At 72.1% G+C, this 16240-nt stretch carries 15 protein-coding genes; 8 read left to right on the forward strand and 7 right to left on the reverse strand.

Annotation, left to right across the window (positions count from 1 at the left end):
* On the forward strand, positions 1-1365 hold the full coding sequence (locus ACZ69I_RS16990) for an FtsW/RodA/SpoVE family cell cycle protein (protein WP_470832944.1): 1365 nt from the start codon (positions 1-3) through the stop codon (positions 1363-1365).
* Positions 1362-2822, forward strand: coding sequence for a penicillin-binding transpeptidase domain-containing protein (locus ACZ69I_RS16995; RefSeq protein ID WP_467671290.1), 1461 nt, complete (start codon positions 1362-1364; stop codon positions 2820-2822). The genes ACZ69I_RS16990 and ACZ69I_RS16995 overlap by 4 nt, the downstream gene beginning before the upstream one ends.
* 7 nt (positions 2823-2829) lie before the next feature.
* Here ACZ69I_RS16995 and ACZ69I_RS17000 read toward each other — a convergent pair whose 3' ends face one another.
* Positions 2830-3936, reverse strand: a complete 1107-nt coding sequence (locus ACZ69I_RS17000; protein ID WP_470832947.1) for a ferritin-like domain-containing protein — start codon at positions 3934-3936, stop codon at positions 2830-2832.
* Between the two features lie 125 nt (positions 3937-4061).
* On the opposite strand from ACZ69I_RS17000, the gene ACZ69I_RS17005 reads away from it, so the two are divergent.
* The 4 genes from ACZ69I_RS17005 (at position 4062) to ACZ69I_RS17020 (ending at position 7414) form a co-directional block, all read left to right on the forward strand.
* Positions 4062-5000 carry an AurF N-oxygenase family protein gene (locus tag ACZ69I_RS17005; RefSeq protein ID WP_470832948.1) on the forward strand — a complete coding sequence of 313 codons (939 nt, stop codon included), beginning with the start codon at positions 4062-4064 and terminating at the stop codon, positions 4998-5000.
* An 80-nt stretch (positions 5001-5080) separates the two neighbouring features.
* Positions 5081-5806: a TetR/AcrR family transcriptional regulator gene (locus tag ACZ69I_RS17010; protein WP_467671284.1), complete on the forward strand. Its 726-nt coding sequence runs from the start codon at positions 5081-5083 to the stop codon at positions 5804-5806.
* Positions 5807-5842: 36 nt separating this feature from the next.
* On the forward strand, positions 5843-6148 hold the full coding sequence (locus ACZ69I_RS17015; protein ID WP_470832950.1) for a hypothetical protein: 306 nt from the start codon (positions 5843-5845) through the stop codon (positions 6146-6148).
* A 102-nt stretch (positions 6149-6250) separates the two neighbouring features.
* A complete protein-coding gene (locus ACZ69I_RS17020; protein WP_470832952.1) occupies positions 6251-7414 on the forward strand; it encodes a C40 family peptidase in 1164 nt (387 codons plus the stop codon).
* Here the strand turns inward: ACZ69I_RS17020 and ACZ69I_RS17025 are convergent.
* From ACZ69I_RS17025 to ACZ69I_RS17045, 5 genes are all read right to left on the reverse strand, one after another.
* The gene (locus ACZ69I_RS17025; protein WP_470832953.1) at positions 7384-8622 is read right to left on the reverse strand and encodes a styrene monooxygenase/indole monooxygenase family protein; all 1239 of its coding nucleotides are present in this window, start codon (positions 8620-8622) and stop codon (positions 7384-7386) included. The genes ACZ69I_RS17020 and ACZ69I_RS17025 overlap by 31 nt on opposite strands.
* 68 nt (positions 8623-8690) lie before the next feature.
* The gene (locus ACZ69I_RS17030) at positions 8691-9308 is read right to left on the reverse strand and encodes a GTP-binding protein (protein WP_467671276.1); all 618 of its coding nucleotides are present in this window, start codon (positions 9306-9308) and stop codon (positions 8691-8693) included.
* The gene (locus ACZ69I_RS17035; protein WP_389715147.1) at positions 9289-9708 is read right to left on the reverse strand and encodes a DUF742 domain-containing protein; all 420 of its coding nucleotides are present in this window, start codon (positions 9706-9708) and stop codon (positions 9289-9291) included. The genes ACZ69I_RS17030 and ACZ69I_RS17035 overlap by 20 nt, the downstream gene beginning before the upstream one ends.
* Positions 9705-10301 carry a roadblock/LC7 domain-containing protein gene (locus ACZ69I_RS17040; RefSeq protein ID WP_470832955.1) on the reverse strand — a complete coding sequence of 199 codons (597 nt, stop codon included), beginning with the start codon at positions 10299-10301 and terminating at the stop codon, positions 9705-9707. The genes ACZ69I_RS17035 and ACZ69I_RS17040 overlap by 4 nt, the downstream gene beginning before the upstream one ends.
* A gap of 8 nt (positions 10302-10309) precedes the next feature.
* The gene (locus ACZ69I_RS17045) at positions 10310-13093 is read right to left on the reverse strand and encodes a sensor histidine kinase (protein WP_470832957.1); all 2784 of its coding nucleotides are present in this window, start codon (positions 13091-13093) and stop codon (positions 10310-10312) included.
* 567 nt (positions 13094-13660) lie between these two features.
* On the opposite strand from ACZ69I_RS17045, the gene ACZ69I_RS17050 reads away from it, so the two are divergent.
* Positions 13661-14506 carry a protein phosphatase 2C domain-containing protein gene (locus ACZ69I_RS17050; protein ID WP_470832959.1) on the forward strand — a complete coding sequence of 282 codons (846 nt, stop codon included), beginning with the start codon at positions 13661-13663 and terminating at the stop codon, positions 14504-14506.
* A gap of 118 nt (positions 14507-14624) precedes the next feature.
* On the opposite strand, the gene ACZ69I_RS17055 is transcribed toward ACZ69I_RS17050, so the two are convergent.
* A complete protein-coding gene (locus ACZ69I_RS17055; protein WP_467671267.1) occupies positions 14625-15113 on the reverse strand; it encodes a MarR family winged helix-turn-helix transcriptional regulator in 489 nt (162 codons plus the stop codon).
* A 259-nt stretch (positions 15114-15372) separates the two neighbouring features.
* On the opposite strand from ACZ69I_RS17055, the gene ACZ69I_RS17060 reads away from it, so the two are divergent.
* Positions 15373-16209, forward strand: a complete 837-nt coding sequence (locus ACZ69I_RS17060; RefSeq protein WP_467671265.1) for a lysozyme — start codon at positions 15373-15375, stop codon at positions 16207-16209.
* Positions 16210-16240: the final 31 nt, after the last annotated feature.

Here is a 16240-nt window from a genome sequence, read left to right on the forward strand (position 1 = left end):
ATGGCCGGAACGAGCACGGGCGCCGCACCCCCCGCGCTCCCCGCTGCCCGCGTCCCCCGGCGCCGGGGCACCGAACTCGCCCTGCTCGTCGTCGCCGTCCTGCTCTGCGTGTACGGCTACTGCGACGTCGGCCTCGCCCAGCACGGCACCGTCCCGCCCGGCGCCGCCGGTTACGGCGCCGGGCTCGGCGCGCTCGCCCTCCTCGCCCACCTCGCCGTCCGCTTCCGCGCCCCGTACGCGGACCCGCTGCTGCTGCCCATCGCGGTGCTGCTCAACGGCCTGGGCCTGGTGCTCATCTACCGGCTCGACCTGGAGACGCCGCACGACGAGGCCGCGCCCGCCCAGCTGATCTGGTCGACCGTCGGCGTGGGGCTCTTCACCGCCGCCGTCCTCTTCCTGCGCGACCACCGCGTCCTGCAGCGGTACGCCTACCTCTCCGTCGTCGGCGCGCTGATCCTGATGATCGTGCCGATCTTCTTCCCCGCGGTGAACGGCGCCCGGATCTGGATCAGGGTGGGCGGCTTCTCCATCCAGCCCGGCGAGTTCGCCAAGATCCTGCTCGCCGTCTTCTTCGCCAGCTACCTCGCGGACAACCGCAACGCCCTCGCGTACACCGGCCGCACCCTCTGGCGGTTCAAGCGCCTGCAGCTCCCCACCGGACGCGTCCTCGGCCCGATCGTCGCGATCTGGCTGCTGAGCGTCGGCGTCCTCGTCCTGGAGCGCGACCTCGGCACCTCGCTGCTCTTCTTCGGCCTCTTCGTGATCCTGCTGTACGTCGCCACGGGCCGCACCGGCTGGATCGCCGTCGGCCTGGTGCTCGCCGCGCTCGGCGCGTTCGCGGTCGGCTCCCTCGAACCGCACGTCCACAGCCGCGTCGAGGACTGGCTGCACCCCTTCGCCTCCATCGACGCGGGACAGGGAGCCAACCAACTCGCCCAGTCCCTCTTCGCGTTCGCGGCGGGCGGGATGCTCGGCACCGGCCTCGGGCTCGGGCACTCCATCCTCATCGGCTTCGCCGCGAAGTCCGACTTCATCCTGGCCACGGCGGGCGAGGAGCTGGGCCTATCGGGGCTCTGCGCGATCTTCCTGCTCTACGCCCTGCTCGTGGAGCGCGGCTTCCGTGCCGGGCTCGCCCTGCGCGAGCCCTTCGGGCGGCTGCTCGCGATCGGGCTCGCGTCCATCGTCGCGCTCCAGGTCTTCGTCATCGCGGGCGGCGTCATGGGCCTCATCCCGCTCACCGGCATGGCGATGCCCTTCCTGGCGCAGGGCGGCTCGTCGGTCGTCACCAACTGGATCATCGTGGCGCTGCTGATCCGGGTCAGCGACTCGGCGCGCAACCAGCCCGCGGGAGAGGGAGCCCCGTGACGCGGTACATCCGGCACGCGGCCGCGTTCTGCGCGCTGCTGCTCATCGCCCTGCTCGTGAACGCCACGCGCGTGCAGGTCTTCCGGTCCGACTCCCTCGACGCCAACCCGGCCAACCGCCGCAACGCCATCGTCCGGTTCGACCAGCCGCGCGGCGACATCCTGGTCGACGGGCGGCCCGTCACCGGCTCCAAGGACACCGGGGAGCAGCTCCGCTACGAACGCACGTACAAGAACGGGCCGTTGTACGCCCCGGTGACCGGCTTCGCCTCGCAGGTGTACGGCACGGCCTTCCTGGAGAACTCCGAGGACGGCATCCTCTCCGGCACCGATCCGATGCTCGCCCCGTTCCCCCTGTGGAACGACATCACGCGCACGCAGAACCCCGGCGGTCACGTGCAGACCACCATCAGGGCGGCGGCGCAGCGGGCCGCGTACGCGGGTCTGGGCGGGAAGCGGGGTGCGGTCGCCGCGCTCGAACCGTCGACGGGCAAGATCCTCGCGCTGGTCAGCGCCCCCTCGTACGATCCGGAGCGGCTCTCGGGGACCAGCGCGCCGGTCGCGCGGGCCTGGGCGGAGCTGAACGGCAGCGCGAGCAAGCCGATGCTGAACCGCGCGATCCGCCAGACCTATCCGCCCGGTTCGACGTTCAAGGTGGTCACCGCCGCCGCCGCGCTCGACGCGGACACGGTGACGGACCTGGACGCGCCGACCAAGTCCCCGAGCCCGTACACGCTGCCGGGCACCAGCACCCAGCTGACCAACGAGGTGGACGGCTGCGCCGACGCGTCGCTCCGCTACGCCTTCCGGTGGTCCTGCAACACGTTCTTCGCGAAGCTCGGCGTCGACACGGGGCTCGGCCGGATGTCGGGCACGGCGCGGAACTTCGGGTTCAACGACCGCGGTCTCAAGATCCCCTCGTCCGTCGCCCCGAGCAACTTCGACACCTCGATGGACAAGGCGCAGCTCGCGCTCTCCGCCATCGGGCAGTACGACACCCGGGCGACGCCGCTGCAGATGGCGATGGTCGCGGCGGCCGTGGCCAACGGCGGCTCGGTCAAGTCGCCGCATCTGGTGGACCGCACGACCACCGACGACGGCGACGTGGTCGACACCACGGGGGTCAAGTCCCTGCGCCAGGCGATGAACCCGAACACGGCGATGCGGCTGCGCGAGATGATGCAGCAGGTCGTCGAGGAGGGCACCGGCACGAACGCGGCGATCCCCGGCGTGACGGTGGGCGGCAAGACGGGCACCGCCCAGCACGGCATCGACAACTCCGGTACGCCGTACGCCTGGTTCATCTCCTGGGCGCAGGCGCCGGGCGACGGGGAGCCCTCGGTGGCGGTCGCGGTGGTCGTCGAGGACGCCTCGGCGGACCGCGGGGACATCAGCGGGGGCGGCAGCGCGGCGCCGATCGCCAAGGCGGTCATGGAAGCGGTGATCGGCGCCCGCTGACCCGGGTTCAGCCGGCCCCGCCGGACGCGATCGCGTCCGTCACCTCCGTCACGCGCTCCTGCTCCTCGGCGGCGAAGCGCTCCGCGTCGAGCTTCTCGGCGAGCTCCTCGTCCTGCGCCATGAGCTGGTCGAGGTTGGCGTTGCCCATCTCGAAGACGCCCATGTCGACGTACGCCTCCTGCAGTCGCTTGCCCCACAGGCCGATGTCCTTGACGCACGGCACGATGCGGGAGAACAGCAACTGCCGGAAGAGCGCGAGGTATTCGGAGTGCTCGCTGTACTCCTCGGCCTGCGCCTTCGGGATGCCGAAGTTCTCCAGGACCTCGGTGCCGCGCAGCCGGTCGCGCATCAAGTAGCAGCCCTCGATGACGAATTCCTCGCGCTCGCGCCGTTCCGCGTCGCTGAGCTGCTTGTAGTAGTCGCGCAGCGCCATCCTGCCGAAGGCCACGTGCCGGGCCTCGTCCTGCATGACATAGGTGAGGATCTGTCGGGGCAGCGGCTTGTCCGTGGTGTCGCGGATCATGCCGAACGCGGCGAGGGCCAGGCCCTCGATGAGGACCTGCATGCCGAGGTAGGGCATGTCCCAGCGGGAGTCGCGCAGGGTGTCGCCGAGCAGCGCCTGGAGGCTGTCGTTGATCGGGTAGAGCATGCCGATCTTGTCGTGCAGGAAGCGGGCGTAGACCTCGGCGTGCCGCGCCTCGTCCATGGTCTGGGTCGCGGAGTAGAACTTCGCGTCCAGGTCGGGGACCGATTCGACGATGCGGGCGGCGCACACCATCGCGCCCTGCTCGCCGTGCAGGAACTGGCTGAACTGCCAGGAGGCGAAGTGCTTGCGCAGCTCGCCCTTGTCCCTGTCGGTCATCTTGGCCCAGTGGGGCGTGCCGTAGAGCGTCATGGACTCATCGGGGATGCCGAGCGGGTCGAGCGGGTCGACCTCCAGGTCCCAGTCGATGCGCTTGGCGCCGTCCCACTGCTTGTCCTTGCCCTTCTGGTAGAGGGCGAGGAGCCGCTCGCGCCCTTCGTCGTACTCCCAGCTGAATCGGGCCGAACTCGCCGACGGTACTTGCCAGTTGAGATCCGCTGGTGGACTCGTGTAAAGCTCGTGCGTCGCCATGACGGCAGGCTCACACGTTGCTGGACAAGGGGTCAACAAGTCGTGCGCAAGGGATTGACGGCCTTACTGACAAGCAGTCTCATAAGACCTGACCGCCGGTAACCCGCGACAAGGCAGGAACAGTCATGAAGACCGTGACGGAAGACGTTTCCCTGGACGGGCTGCGGGACGCGCTCGGACTGCTCAAGGACCGGGAGCAGGTGGCCGTGCGGCTCCTGGAGTCGTCCGCCAAGCACTCCTTCGATCCGGACAGGGAGCTCGACTGGGACGCGCCGCTCGAGGAGGGCAAGTGGTTCTGGCCGCCCGAGCTCGTCTCCCTCTACGACACCCCGCTGTGGAAGCGGATGTCCGAGGAGCAGCGGCTCGACCTCGCCCGGCACGAGGCCGCCTCGCTCACCTCGCTCGGCATCTGGTTCGAGATCATCCTGATGCAGCTGCTCGTCCGGCACATCTACGACAAGTCGGTGACCAGCGCCCACGTGCGGTACGCGCTCACCGAGATCGCCGACGAGTGCCGGCACTCGATGATGTTCGCGCGGGTGATCGAGAAGGGCGGCGCGCCGACGTACCCCGTCACGCGCCTCACCCACAACCTCGCGCGCGTCCTCAAGACGGTCTCCACCACCCCCGGCTCGTTCGCCTGCACGCTGCTCGGCGAGGAGGTCCTCGACTGGATGCAGCGCCTCACGTTCCCCGACGAGCGCGTCCAGACGCTGGTGCGCGGCGTGACCCGCATCCACGTCGTCGAGGAGGCCCGCCACGTGCGGTACGCCCGCGAGGAGTTGCGGCGCCAGATGGTCACCGCCCCCCGCTGGGAGCGGGAGCTGACGCGCATCAGCTGCGGCGAGGCCGCCCGCGTCTTCTCCATCGCCTTCGTCAACCCCCAGGTGTACACGAACGTCGGGCTCGACCGGCGGGAGGCCCTCGCGCAGGTGAAGGCGAGTGGCCACCGGCGTGAGGTCATGCAGACGGGGGCGAAGCGGCTGACGGACTTCCTCGACGACATCGGGGTCATGCGGGGGGTCGGGCGGCGGCTCTGGCGCAGTTCGGGGTTGTTGGCCTAGCTCTTTCCGCCGCGGGCCGCTCGGAGCTGATCGCGCAGCTCCTCGCGCCCCTTAGAGCCTGCCCAAGTACGCTGCCAGGCATGACCTCGCCTGCCAGCACCCCTGCGTACCGCCGCCTGAGCGTCGAGGCGCGGCGGCGGCAGCTCCTGGACTCCGCGCTCACCCTCTTCGCGCACCGCGCGCCCGAGGAGGTCAATCTCGACGACGTCGCGGAGGCGGCCGGGGTCTCGCGACCACTCGTCTACCGCTACTTCCCGGGCGGGAAGCAGCAGCTGTACGAGGCCGCGCTGCGCTCCGCGGCCGACGACCTGGAGCAGTGCTTCGCGGAGCCGCCGGACGGTCCGCTCACCCGGCGGCTCTCCCGGGCACTCGACCGGTACCTGGCCTTCGTCGACCAGCACGACACGGGGTTCAGCGCGCTGCTGCAGGGCGGCAGCGTGGTGGAGACCTCCCGGACGACGGCCATCGTGGACGGCGTGCGCAGGGCCGCCGCCGAGCACATCCTCAGCCACCTGGACGTGCCGGAGCCGGGTCCGCGGCTGCGGATGACCGTGCGGATGTGGATCACGGCGGTCGAGGCGGCCTCGCTGATCTGGCTCGACGAGGACAAGCAGCCGCCGCTGGACGAACTGCGGGACATGCTCGTGGAGCAGTTCATGGCGGTGCTCGTGGCGACCGCGGGGCGCGACGCGCAGACGGCGGAGGTCGTGCGCCGGGCACTGACCCTGGAGACCCCGGAGGGGCCCGTCGGCGCCCTCGCCCGGCACGTGCTGCCCGTGGTGGCCGACGCGGCGCACCTGCTCTGACCTCCTCGGCGTGCCGCCGGGTGTGACACTGGGGGCGTGAAGAGCGAAGACACCCCTTTCGTGGGCGGTCCCCTGGACGGCCGGGTGCTCCCGGTCCTGCTCGGGCCGACCGGGCACCCTCCGAAGGTCTACCGCGTACCCGTACCGGACGACTCGGGCGGCCCGCCGACCGTCCTGGTGTACCGCCGGACGGCCGCCACCCCTGAAAGGCGCCTCTCCCTCACCCCGAAGTGGCACTACGAGTACGACGCCGAGGGCGACACGGGCGGCGGCCTGAAGTGGCCGTGGTCGAAACCGGACAGGCCGGAGGGCCGAAAGCACCCGACTGCCCCGGACGAGTGACCTCATTGCGCCGACCGCCCCCCGCCGGGAGGCGGCCCTCCTCGGCCGGGCCGATGCTCGCGGTGCGTGCCGGAGGTCCCGCCACGCACCGGAGGTGATGGCGTGTCAGGAAGGCTGTTGCGGTGGGTCTGTACGGGTGCCGCGGTCGGCGCCCTGGTCACCACCCCCCAAGGGGCGAGCGCGGCGCCCGCACCCGCACCGGGCCCCGGAGAGCGCCCGGTCTCCCAGCTCCTGACGGACCTTCAGCGGCTGTACCGGTCCGCGGAGGAGGCCACGCGGACGTACCACGCGACCGGCGAGAAGCTGAAGAAGCAGCGCGCCAGGGCGGCGGAGCTCGACAGGAAGCTGGCGAAGGCCCGTGCGTCGGTGCACGACAGCCGGGGCGACGCCGCCCGGTTCGCCCGGCAGCAGTACCAGGGCACCACCGAGCTCTCCCCCTACCTGCGCCTGCTGCTCGCCCACGACCCCCAGCGCGCCCTCGACCAGAGCCACGTCGTCCGGCGCGCCGCCACCCACCGCGCCGCCACGGTGCAGCGCCTCGTCGGCGGCGAGAAGAAGGCCGACGCCCTCGCGGCCGAGGCCAAGAAGGCCCTGGACACCGGGGCCGCCCTCGCCGCCCGGCAGAAGAAGCAGCGCGACGAGGCCGACGGCCGGCTGAAGGAGGTCGAGGAGCTGCTCTCCTCCCTCACCCCGGACCAGCTGGCGGCGCTGCGGCAGGCGGAGGAGACGGACACCACCGCGGCGCAGCGGCAGTTCGTGACGCCCGGCGCGCGGAGCGGCAGCCCGGCCCGGCGTGCGCCCTCCCGGCAGGGCGACAGGGCCCTCGACTACGCGGTACGGCAGATCGGACGGCCCTACGAGTGGGGCGCCGAGGGCCCCGAGAAGTTCGACTGCTCGGGGCTGACCCAGCGGGCCTGGGCGCACGCGGGCCGGGAGATCCCGCGGACCAGCCAGGAGCAGTGGGCCGAACTGCGCCACATTCCACTGGCGCGGCTGCGCCCCGGCGACCTGGTCGTCTACTTCCCCGAGGCCACGCACATCGCTCTCTACCTGGGCGACGGCAAGGTCGTCCAGGCGCCGCGGCCCGGCGCCCGCGTCAAGGTCTCCCCGATCGCGGCGAATCCGGTCCTCGGCGCCGTGCGGCCCGACCCCCGGGGCCGGGCCATGCACGGGTACACCCCGCCGAGGCTGCCCCCGGGCGCCACCGCGGGCAGCGACCTCGGGTACGGGTCGGCTCAGGCGCCGGGCGCGACCGACTCCAGGTAGGCGGCCGCCTTGTCCGGGTCGAAGAAGAAGTTCTCGAAGTCGGCCGGGTCGTTGAAGCCGTTGGCGAACCGGTCGGCGACCGGCTGGAGCTGACCGGCCGCGCCCAGGATGTTCAGGACGTGCTCCGGCGGGGCGCCCAGCATCGCGTTGGTCCACTTGGTGACGTGCCGCGCCGTCTGCCAGTAGCGGTCGAAGGCCGACTGCATCCACTCCTCGTCGAACGGCTTGTCGCCGTGCTCGACGATGGAGGAGAGGTACGAGGCGGCGCACTTGGACGCCGAGTTGGAGCCCTGGCCGGTGATCGGGTCGTTGGCGACGACCACGTCGGCGACGCCGAGGACCAGACCGCCGCCGGGCAGCCGCCCGATCGGCTTGCGCACGGTGGGGGCGTACCGCCCGGCCAGCGTGCCGCCCGCGTCGGTCAGCTCGACCTTGGTGGCGCGCGCGTACTCCCAGGGCAGGAACTTCTCCAGGAGTTCGAGGGTGAGCGCCAGGTGCTCGCTCGGGTCCTTGATGCCCTGGAAGACGTCGAGGGGGCCGCCGGGGATGCCCTCCCAGAAGAGGATGTCCGCGCGCCCGGAGGTGGTGAGCGTCGGCATGACGAAGAGTTCGCCGACGCCGGGCACCAGGTTGCAGCGCACCGCGTCGAACTCGGGGTGCTCGGGGCGCGGGCCGAGGCCGTGCACGTACGCGACCGAGAGCGCGCGCTGCGGCTCGGCGAACGGGGAACGCGCCGCGTCCCGCTCGAACATCGAGACCAGCTCGCCCTTGCCCGCCGAGACGAGCACCAGGTCGTAGGCGCGCGAGAAGTAGTCGAGGTCGCCGACCGCGGCACCGTGGATGACCAGCTGGCCGCCGCGCTGCGCGAACGTGTCCATCCAGCCCGCCATCTTCACGCGCTGGTCGACGGACTGGGCGTACCCGTCGAGCTTCCCCACCCAGTCGATGACGCGGGAGGAGTCGGGCCCGGCGACGGAGACGCCGACGCCCTCGATCCTCGGGGCCTGCGACTCCCAGAAGTTCGCCTGGATGTCGCGCTCGTGCTGCAGCGCCGTGTGGAACATGCACTGCGTGGACATGACCCGGCCCGACCGGATCTCGTCCGCCGTTCGGTTGGACATGAGGGTGACCTCGTACCCCTGTCCCTGGAGTCCGAGGGCGATCTGGAGCCCGGACTGACCGGCCCCGACGACAAGTATCTTCCGCATGCGGTCCTTCTCCTGCTCGGGCTCTTACTCGGGTGGTGCTGGGGGTACGTCTGCTGGGGGGGGTACGTCTACTCGGGGGTGACGTCGAGCGCGTGGCCGACCAGGGCCAGCAGCGACTCGATCGCCGAGATCCGGCGCCGTGCGTCCATGATCAGCACGGGGATGTGCGCGGGCACCGTCAGCGCCTCGCGCACGTCGGCCACCTCGAACTCCTCGCTGCCGTCGAAGTGGTTGACGGCCACGATGTACGGCAGGCCGCAGCTCTCGAAGTAGTCGAGCGCCGGGAAGCAGTCGGAGAGGCGGCGGGTGTCGGCGAGCACGACGGCGCCGATCGCGCCGCGCACCAGGTCGTCCCACATGAACCAGAAGCGCTGCTGGCCCGGCGTGCCGAAGAGGTAGAGCACCAGGTCGTCGTCGAGCGTGATGCGGCCGAAGTCCATGGCGACCGTCGTGGTCGTCTTCTCCGGGGTCCCGCTCAGGTCGTCGGTGTCGGCGCTCGCCTGCGTCATCAGCGCCTCCGTCTGGAGGGGCGTGATCTCGGAGACGGCGGTCACCAGCGTCGTCTTGCCGACGCCGAAGCCGCCCGCCACCACTATCTTCGTGGCGATCGGGGCACGTGACCTGTCCGTCTGCCAGGCCTGCAACTGACCCTCGTTCTCGAGGAGTTCAGAGACGGCGGAGTCCACTCAGCACCCTTTCCAGCAGTGCGCGGTCGGGCTGTCCCGGGCCGTGGCCCGTTCCGTACACCCGGATCTTTCCCTGGTCGGCGAGGTCGCTGAGCAGGACGCGGACCACGCCCAGCGGCATCTTGAGGAGCGCGGCGATCTCCGCGACCGTGCGCATGCGGCGGCAGATCTCGACGATCGCCCGCATCTCCGGCATGACCCTCGCCAGCGTGCCCTTGGGCAGCTCGCGGCGCTCCTCGGGCGCTTCGAGCGCGGCGACGAAGGTCTCGACGAGCAGGACGTGACCGAACCTGGTCCGCCCGCCGGTCAGCGAGTAGGGGCGGACGCGAGCGGGTTTTCGCTCGCCGCCGCGCTGCGGGAGCTTCGGCGGCTTGCGGCTGCCGCGACTGCTGCTGCTCATCGGGCGCTCTCCATCGACTGGCGCAGTTCGCTGCGGAGTTCGGGGGTGAGGACGTGCCCGGCGCGGCCGACGAAGAGCGCCATGTGGTACGCGACGACGCTCATGTCGCAGTCCGGGGTGGCGTGCACGCCGAGCAGCGAACCGTCGCTGATCGACATGACGAAGAGGCTGCCCTCCTCCATCGCGACCATGGTCTGCTTGACCGCGCCGCCGTCCATCAGCCTGGCGGCGCCGATGGTGAGGGAGCCGAGACCCGACACGATGGTGGCGAGGTCGGCGCTGGAGCCCCTGGGTCCCGTGGGGTTCGCGGCGGGGCGCTCGACGTTCCTGCCGGGGTCGGAGGAGAGCAGCATGAGCCCGTCGGAGGAGACCACCGCGACGGAGAGGAGCCCGGGCACCTCCTCCACGAGGTTCGTGAGCAGCCAGTGCAGGTTGCGGGCCTCGCTGCTCAGGCCGTACGCGACGGGTTCCGCGGGCTCCGGGGAGCCTGCGGATGCCGCGGGTCGTGCGGGTGCCGCGGGTCGTGCGGGTTCAGCGGGCCCTGCGGGTCCTGCGGATTCGGCGGGTGCGGCGGAAGAACTGGGCGTGCGCATGGGCGCAGTCAACTGCTTGCCTCCTCGACTGAGTCCCCCATTACGTCTGCGACTTGTGTGGTCTTTTCGTTACGTTCGGCCGGGTCTGCGGGGTCCGCCTCGGCGGCGAGCTCGGCCTCCACGTCCCGTCGGCCGCTCTGCGCGCCCTGGTGGAAACCGCCGAGGCGGCGCCGGAGCGCGTCGGCGTCCACGGAACCGCTGCGCGGCTTGGGCGGGGCGGCCGGGGCGGTGATCTTCGGCGTCCGCTTGGGCAGCCCCTTGTCGGTGACACGCTCCCACTTGGGCGCGGCGGGCGCTTGCTCGGGCTGGGGCTCGGGCTGGGGCTCCGTGTCCCGCTGTACCGGGTCGGGTGACGGCGGCTGCACGAGCTCCATGGTCGTCTCGGCCGACGGCTCGGGCTCGGAAGCAGGCTCATGTTCGGGTTCGGGTTCGGGCTCGGGTTCGGGCTCACGGGCAGGCGCGGGCCCGGCCTTCGGCAGCTCCGTCTCCAGCGTCCGCTCCGCCGCGGCGATCAGCGGATCCTCCCCCTCGCCGGAGGCGGGACCACCCACCAGCCGCCCCGGGATCACGTTGGAGTTGGCCTCGGCCTCCGAGCCGGGCAGGTGCACGAGCCCGGTCTCCGCGGCCCTCGGCACCCCGCCCACGTCGGAGGGCGCCGCCGCCAGGGTCGGCGCCTCCGCCAGGATCGCGGTGGGCAGCACCACGACCGCCGCGATCCCGCCCTGCTTCTGCTCCCGCAGCCGCACCCGCGCCCCGTGCCGGGCAGCGAGCCGCGCGACGACGTAGAGGCCGAGGCCGAGGCCGTCGCCGCTCTCCTGGTCGTACACGTCGTCGGGGTCGAAGTCCGCGAGGCGGCCGTTGAGCTCCCGCATCCGCTCCTGGGAGACGCCGATGCCCTCGTCCTGGACGGAGAGCATGACCTCGCCGTTCTCCAGGAGCCAGCCGGAGACCTCGACGGCGGCGTCCGGCGGCGAGAACGACGTCGCGTTCTCCAGGAGTTCGGCGGCGAGGTGGCTGATGTCGTCCGCGACGAAGCCCGCCACGTGCGCGTGCGGCGGCAGTGTGGCGATGCGGACGCGTTCGTACCGCTCGATCTCGGAGACGGCCGCGCGCACGACGTCGACGAGCGGGACCGCGCCGGGGTGCTGATGGCCGTGCTCGGCGCCCGCCAGGACCAGGAGGTTCTCGCTGTGCCTGCGCATGACCGTGGCCAGGTGGTCGAGCTTGAAGAGGGTGGCGAGCCGGTCGGGGTCCTGCTCGCGCTCCTCCAGGTTCTCGATGACGGCGAGCTGGCGCTCCACCAGGCCGAGGGTGCGCAGGGCGAGGTTGACGAAGGTGCCGTGGATGGATTGGCGCACCCGCTCCAGGTGTGCGGAGGCCTCGGCGAGCTCCTCGCGCAGCGCCGCGCGCTCGTCGGCCATGGACTGCCGCTGCCCGATGAGGTGCTTGCGGTCCGATTCGAGGGTGGCCAGGCGCTCGGCGAGGGCGGCCGCGTGGCCGTGCAGCGCGTTGACATGGCGGACGACCTGCGCGAACTCGTCGTCGCGGCCCGTGAAACGGATCGGCTCCTGGGGGGCGGGCTCGGTGGCGAGGCGGCCCGATCCCAGGCGCAGGACGGCGAGCGGCCGGGTCAGCGAACGGGCCGCGCCCATGGCGACCCCGACCGCGACGAGCAGGCAGACACCGACGAGCGCGATACGGATCTCCAGCGCCGTGACGTCGTCGTCGCGCAGCCGGGCGAGCTGCTTGGTGCGCTCGACGCCGAGCGCGGACTCGGCGCCGCGCATCGTCTCGATCCGGGCGGAGAGCGCGGCGTCGACCTTCTCGGCGCTGTAGTTCCGCTCGGCGGCGGAGAGCGTGGGCTGGTCGGTGAGGCGCTTGAGGTACTTCTCCGCGGCGGTGACCTCGGAGCCCGTCACGGTCGACTCGTACGTGGCACGGGCGGGGTCGCCCGCCGCGTCCCGGAAGTCGGCGAGCGCGGCGAGCTCGCGGACGCGGGCCTGCTGGGCGGCGGAGCTCAGCTCGTCGCGGCGCTTGGTCTCGGCCGGGGAGCCGTCGGTGGCGCCGGTCGGCAGGCCGGTGACCGGGTCGAGCGAGGTGGTGCCGGTGGAGTCGGGCAGGGCGAGGGCGGCGAGGAGGAGGCCGCGGGTGGCGGCCGCCTGCTCGACGGCGTGGTCGAGGTCGGCGAGGGCGAGGGCGCCGCCGTTCGCCTCGGGGGGCAGCCGTTCGGCCAGGTCGCGGGTCAGTCCGTGGAGTTCGGCGATGACCGCGGTGTACGCCTCATGGGCTTCGAGAGCGGTGCTCTTGCCGGTGAGCGCCGCTCTGCGCACGGCGGCGATGTCGGCGAGGTCGTCGCGAAGCCCGGCGGGCGCGTCGGCGCCGCGGAGCTCGTCGATCTGCCGGTCCACCCGGGCGCTGCGGCTCTGCGAGAGCCCCTTGCCCTGGGGGCGCCCCGACGCGATGAACGTGGTGACCTCGTCGCGCTCGTCGGCGAGGGAGTGACCGAGGGAGACCGCCTCCTGGGTCTGCTCGGCGAGCGTCACCAGGCGCTGCGTGTCGTTGAGGTGGCCGGACGCGGCGATGACGGCGGGCGCGCCCGCGCCCGCGATGGCGGCGGCCACGACGGCCACGGCGACGATCAGCCGATTGCGCACCCGCGCGGTGGGCGCCTTGTTGACCGGAGGCGCGGGGGCCGCAGCGGCGGCCGGTCCGGCGGAGGCGTCAGCAGCGGCGGGCGCGCTCTCGCCCGTTCCGGGGCCCGATCCCGAGCCCGATCCCGACCCTGCGCCCACTCCCGCGCTCGCTCCCGATCCGGAGCCTCCGCCCGTCCCGGATCCCGTCCCGGATCCCGCGCCAAGTCCCGCTCCGGCGTCCGGGGAGGGAGCCGTGGCGGTGCCCTCCGGCACACGCTCGGTCGGAGTCGTCGCGCCCGGCGTGGCCCCTTCCGGGGCCGTCTGCTTGCCTTTGCGCCGAGGCCGAATCTTCTGCACCGGTGCTCGCATTCTTGTTTTCGTCTGCCCTTGGGCCCGGGTGACGGCCTGTCAACACGAGCGCTCCCCCGGTACGGCTCCCGACCCTTCCAGTGCCGGTGAGTGACGTTCGTGCATCGCCTGCCCGGCCACCCGAAGGAGTGAACATCGGCGGGGAGTTGGCGAGCAAGTCCCGGCGGGAGGGCCGTGCGGCCGGTGCGGTGTGCCGGTTGGACGTCTCCCGAAGGCTTTGGCAGGATGCGCCGCCACACCCCGACGGAGGTGATCATTCCGGTCGAATTCCGACGGGTGCTCCGGCGGCAGAGGCCCTCCCCGCTCCCCTTTTCCACTCCCCCTGACCTCCGTGAAGGCCTCGGGCAGACTGGCCGGATGCGTATCGAACTCGCCACCGAGCCCGGCGACCCCGCACGCCCCAACGAGGACTTCGCCTCGGTCGCGCTTCCCGCGTCCGGACAGGGCGGTTCGCTCGTCCTCCTGGACGGCGTGACGCCACCCGAGGGGGCGGTGGGCTGTCCGCATTCCGTCCCCTGGTTCATCGCGCGACTCGGCGGCGCCCTGGGTGAACTGTCCGTTTCACGCCGGGATATGACGCTCACTGAGGTGCTCGCGGCCGCCATCTCGCGTACGGCCGACGCCCATCGTTCAACCTGTGACCTTTCTCACCCCCGCACCCCACAGGCAACCGTGGTGCTCGTGCGGTGGGACGCGGAGCGCGTGGAACACCTGGTCCTGTCCGACTCGGCGCTGCTCATCGCGGGCCGCGACGGCGCGGTAACCGCGATCCTCGACCGCCGCCTGGCCGAACTGCCGCCCACCGTGTGGGCCCTGCGCGACCAGGTGCGCGCCCTCCCGCGCGGCTCGGCCGAGCGGGACGTGGCGGCCCGCGCCTACGGAGCGGCGGTCGAGGCGCTGCGCAACGCGGAGGACGGCTTCTTCACGGCCGCCGCCGACCCCTCGGCCGCCCTGCGCGCGGTCACCGGCGAACTGCCGCGGGCCGACGTGACGGCGGTGGCGGCGCTCACCGACGGAGCCGGCCGGTGGGTCGAGACGTTCCACGAGGGCGACTGGGCCGACTGCTTCACGCTGCTGCGCAAGCAGGGGCCGCAGCACCTGGTGGACCGGGTGCGGGAGTTGGAGCGCGCGGACCCGGACCGCCTGGCCTTCCCCCGCGGGAAGCGGCACGACGACGCGGCGGTCGTGTACGCGGAGTGGTGAGGCGTAAGGACACCGGTACGGGCACGGGTGCGGGCACCGGTACGGGCATGGGTGCGGGCACCGGTACGGGCATGGGTGCGGGCACCGGTCCGGGTAGGGGCGCCGGTACGGGTACCGCTCAGTTGTCCGCGCTCTCGTTCAGCCGCCCGAGCAGCCGGGCGAGTTCGGCGACCTCCGCCCGGTCCCAGCTCGCCAGCCTGCGTACGTAGCGGGCACGGCGCCCGGCGCGCACCGTGCGGAAGCGGGTGCGGCCGTCCGGTGTGAGCTGGATGAGCCAGGCGCGGCCGTCGGCCGGGTCGGGCTCCCGGGAGACCAGGCCGAGCTCCTCGAGCGCCCGCAGCTGGCGGCTCATCGTGGCCTTGCCGACGCCGATGTAGGCGGCGAGTTCGGTGGCCCGCTGCGGTCCCGAGTCGTCGAGGCAGACGAGCAGTCCGTACGCGGCGGGCTCCAGGTCGGGGTGGACCTGGCGCGCCATCTCGCCCGACGAGGCCCGCGCGCGGCGCATCAGCAGGGACAACTCCCGTTCGAGGGAGAGGAACTCGCGGTCCGTCCCCTGCTCCACGTCGCCCTGTGCGCCACGCTTCGCGTCCTCTTCTGCAGCACCCATGTCCCGCTTTCCCGTTTCTGAAAGTTGTCGCCGGAAGGACCTCGCGCCACTGCCGTGGCGACAGCGGCCTGACCAGTATTTCGCAAGGTGACGCCCGTGCCGCCGCGAAGGCACCGTCACAGGAGTGGACCAACGGCAGAAGACGGACCCTCTTCCCTAGCCGCGGTCTACGTGCGTAGCTTTTCAAGTGACATGTTCACACCACTCACATGTCGACAGGTCCCCACCGAGCACCACCGAGGCCTTCGGAGGCACGCCCATGCCCGTGCACAGACCCGGAACGGCCCGCCGCTCGCGCTTGTCGCCGGCGGGGGTCCTCCTCGCAGCACTGTCCGCACTCTCCCTCCTCCTGACGCTCCCCACAGCGGCCCGGGCGGACGACGACGTCCCCGCGCGCGGCTCCGCCCGCCTCGGCCAGGGCGTCATCGAGCACGACGGCCAGGGCGGTCTGCCCGCCGGCGGTGACGCCACGCAGACCGAGGGCGTCGACGTCAGCAGCCACCAGGGCAACGTCGCCTGGTCGACGCTCTGGAACAGCGGCGTGAAATGGGCCTACGTCAAGGCCACCGAGAGCACCTCGTACAAGAACCCCTACTTCGCCCAGCAGTACAACGGTTCGTACAACGTGGGCATGATCCGCGGCGCGTACCACTTCGCGACGCCCGACACCTCCAGCGGCGCGACGCAGGCCAACTACTTCGCGAGCGGCGGCGGGGGCTGGTCGCGGGACGGCAGAACGCTGCCGGGCGCCCTCGACATCGAGTGGAACCCGTACGGGGCGGCCTGCTTCGGCAAGTCCCAGTCCGCGATGGTGAGCTGGATAAGCGACTTCCTCACCACCTACAAGTCCCGCACCGGACGCGACGCCGTCATCTACACCGCCACCAGCTGGTGGAAGCAGTGCACCGGCAACTACAGCGGCTTCGGCGCCAGCAACCCGCTGTGGATCGCCCGCTACGACACCGGCCCGGGCGAACTCCCCGCGGGCTGGGACTTCCAGACCATGTGGCAGTACACCTCGTCGGGACCGACGGTCGGCGACCACAACAAGTTCAACGGCGCCCTCGACCGGGTGGTGGCACTCGCCAACGGCTGAGCGCGCGGACGGCGGCCACCCCGGTGGGGTG

It is taken from the genome of Streptomyces sp. NPDC036815 (assembly GCF_055609205.1).

Coding starts and splice junctions, on each gene's coding strand:
- ACZ69I_RS16990 (WP_470832944.1), top strand. CDS start 1: ATGGCCGGAACGAGCACGGGCGCCGCACCCCCCGCGCTCCCCGCTGCC.
- ACZ69I_RS17000 (WP_470832947.1), bottom strand. CDS start 3,936: ATGGCGACGCACGAGCTTTACACGAGTCCACCAGCGGATCTCAACTGG.
- ACZ69I_RS17005 (WP_470832948.1), top strand. CDS start 4,062: ATGAAGACCGTGACGGAAGACGTTTCCCTGGACGGGCTGCGGGACGCG.
- ACZ69I_RS17010 (WP_467671284.1), top strand. CDS start 5,081: ATGACCTCGCCTGCCAGCACCCCTGCGTACCGCCGCCTGAGCGTCGAG.
- ACZ69I_RS17025 (WP_470832953.1), bottom strand. CDS start 8,622: ATGCGGAAGATACTTGTCGTCGGGGCCGGTCAGTCCGGGCTCCAGATC.
- ACZ69I_RS17035 (WP_389715147.1), bottom strand. CDS start 9,708: ATGAGCAGCAGCAGTCGCGGCAGCCGCAAGCCGCCGAAGCTCCCGCAG.
- ACZ69I_RS17040 (WP_470832955.1), bottom strand. CDS start 10,301: ATGCGCACGCCCAGTTCTTCCGCCGCACCCGCCGAATCCGCAGGACCC.
- ACZ69I_RS17050 (WP_470832959.1), top strand. CDS start 13,661: ATGCGTATCGAACTCGCCACCGAGCCCGGCGACCCCGCACGCCCCAAC.
- ACZ69I_RS17055 (WP_467671267.1), bottom strand. CDS start 15,113: ATGGGTGCTGCAGAAGAGGACGCGAAGCGTGGCGCACAGGGCGACGTG.
- ACZ69I_RS17060 (WP_467671265.1), top strand. CDS start 15,373: ATGCCCGTGCACAGACCCGGAACGGCCCGCCGCTCGCGCTTGTCGCCG.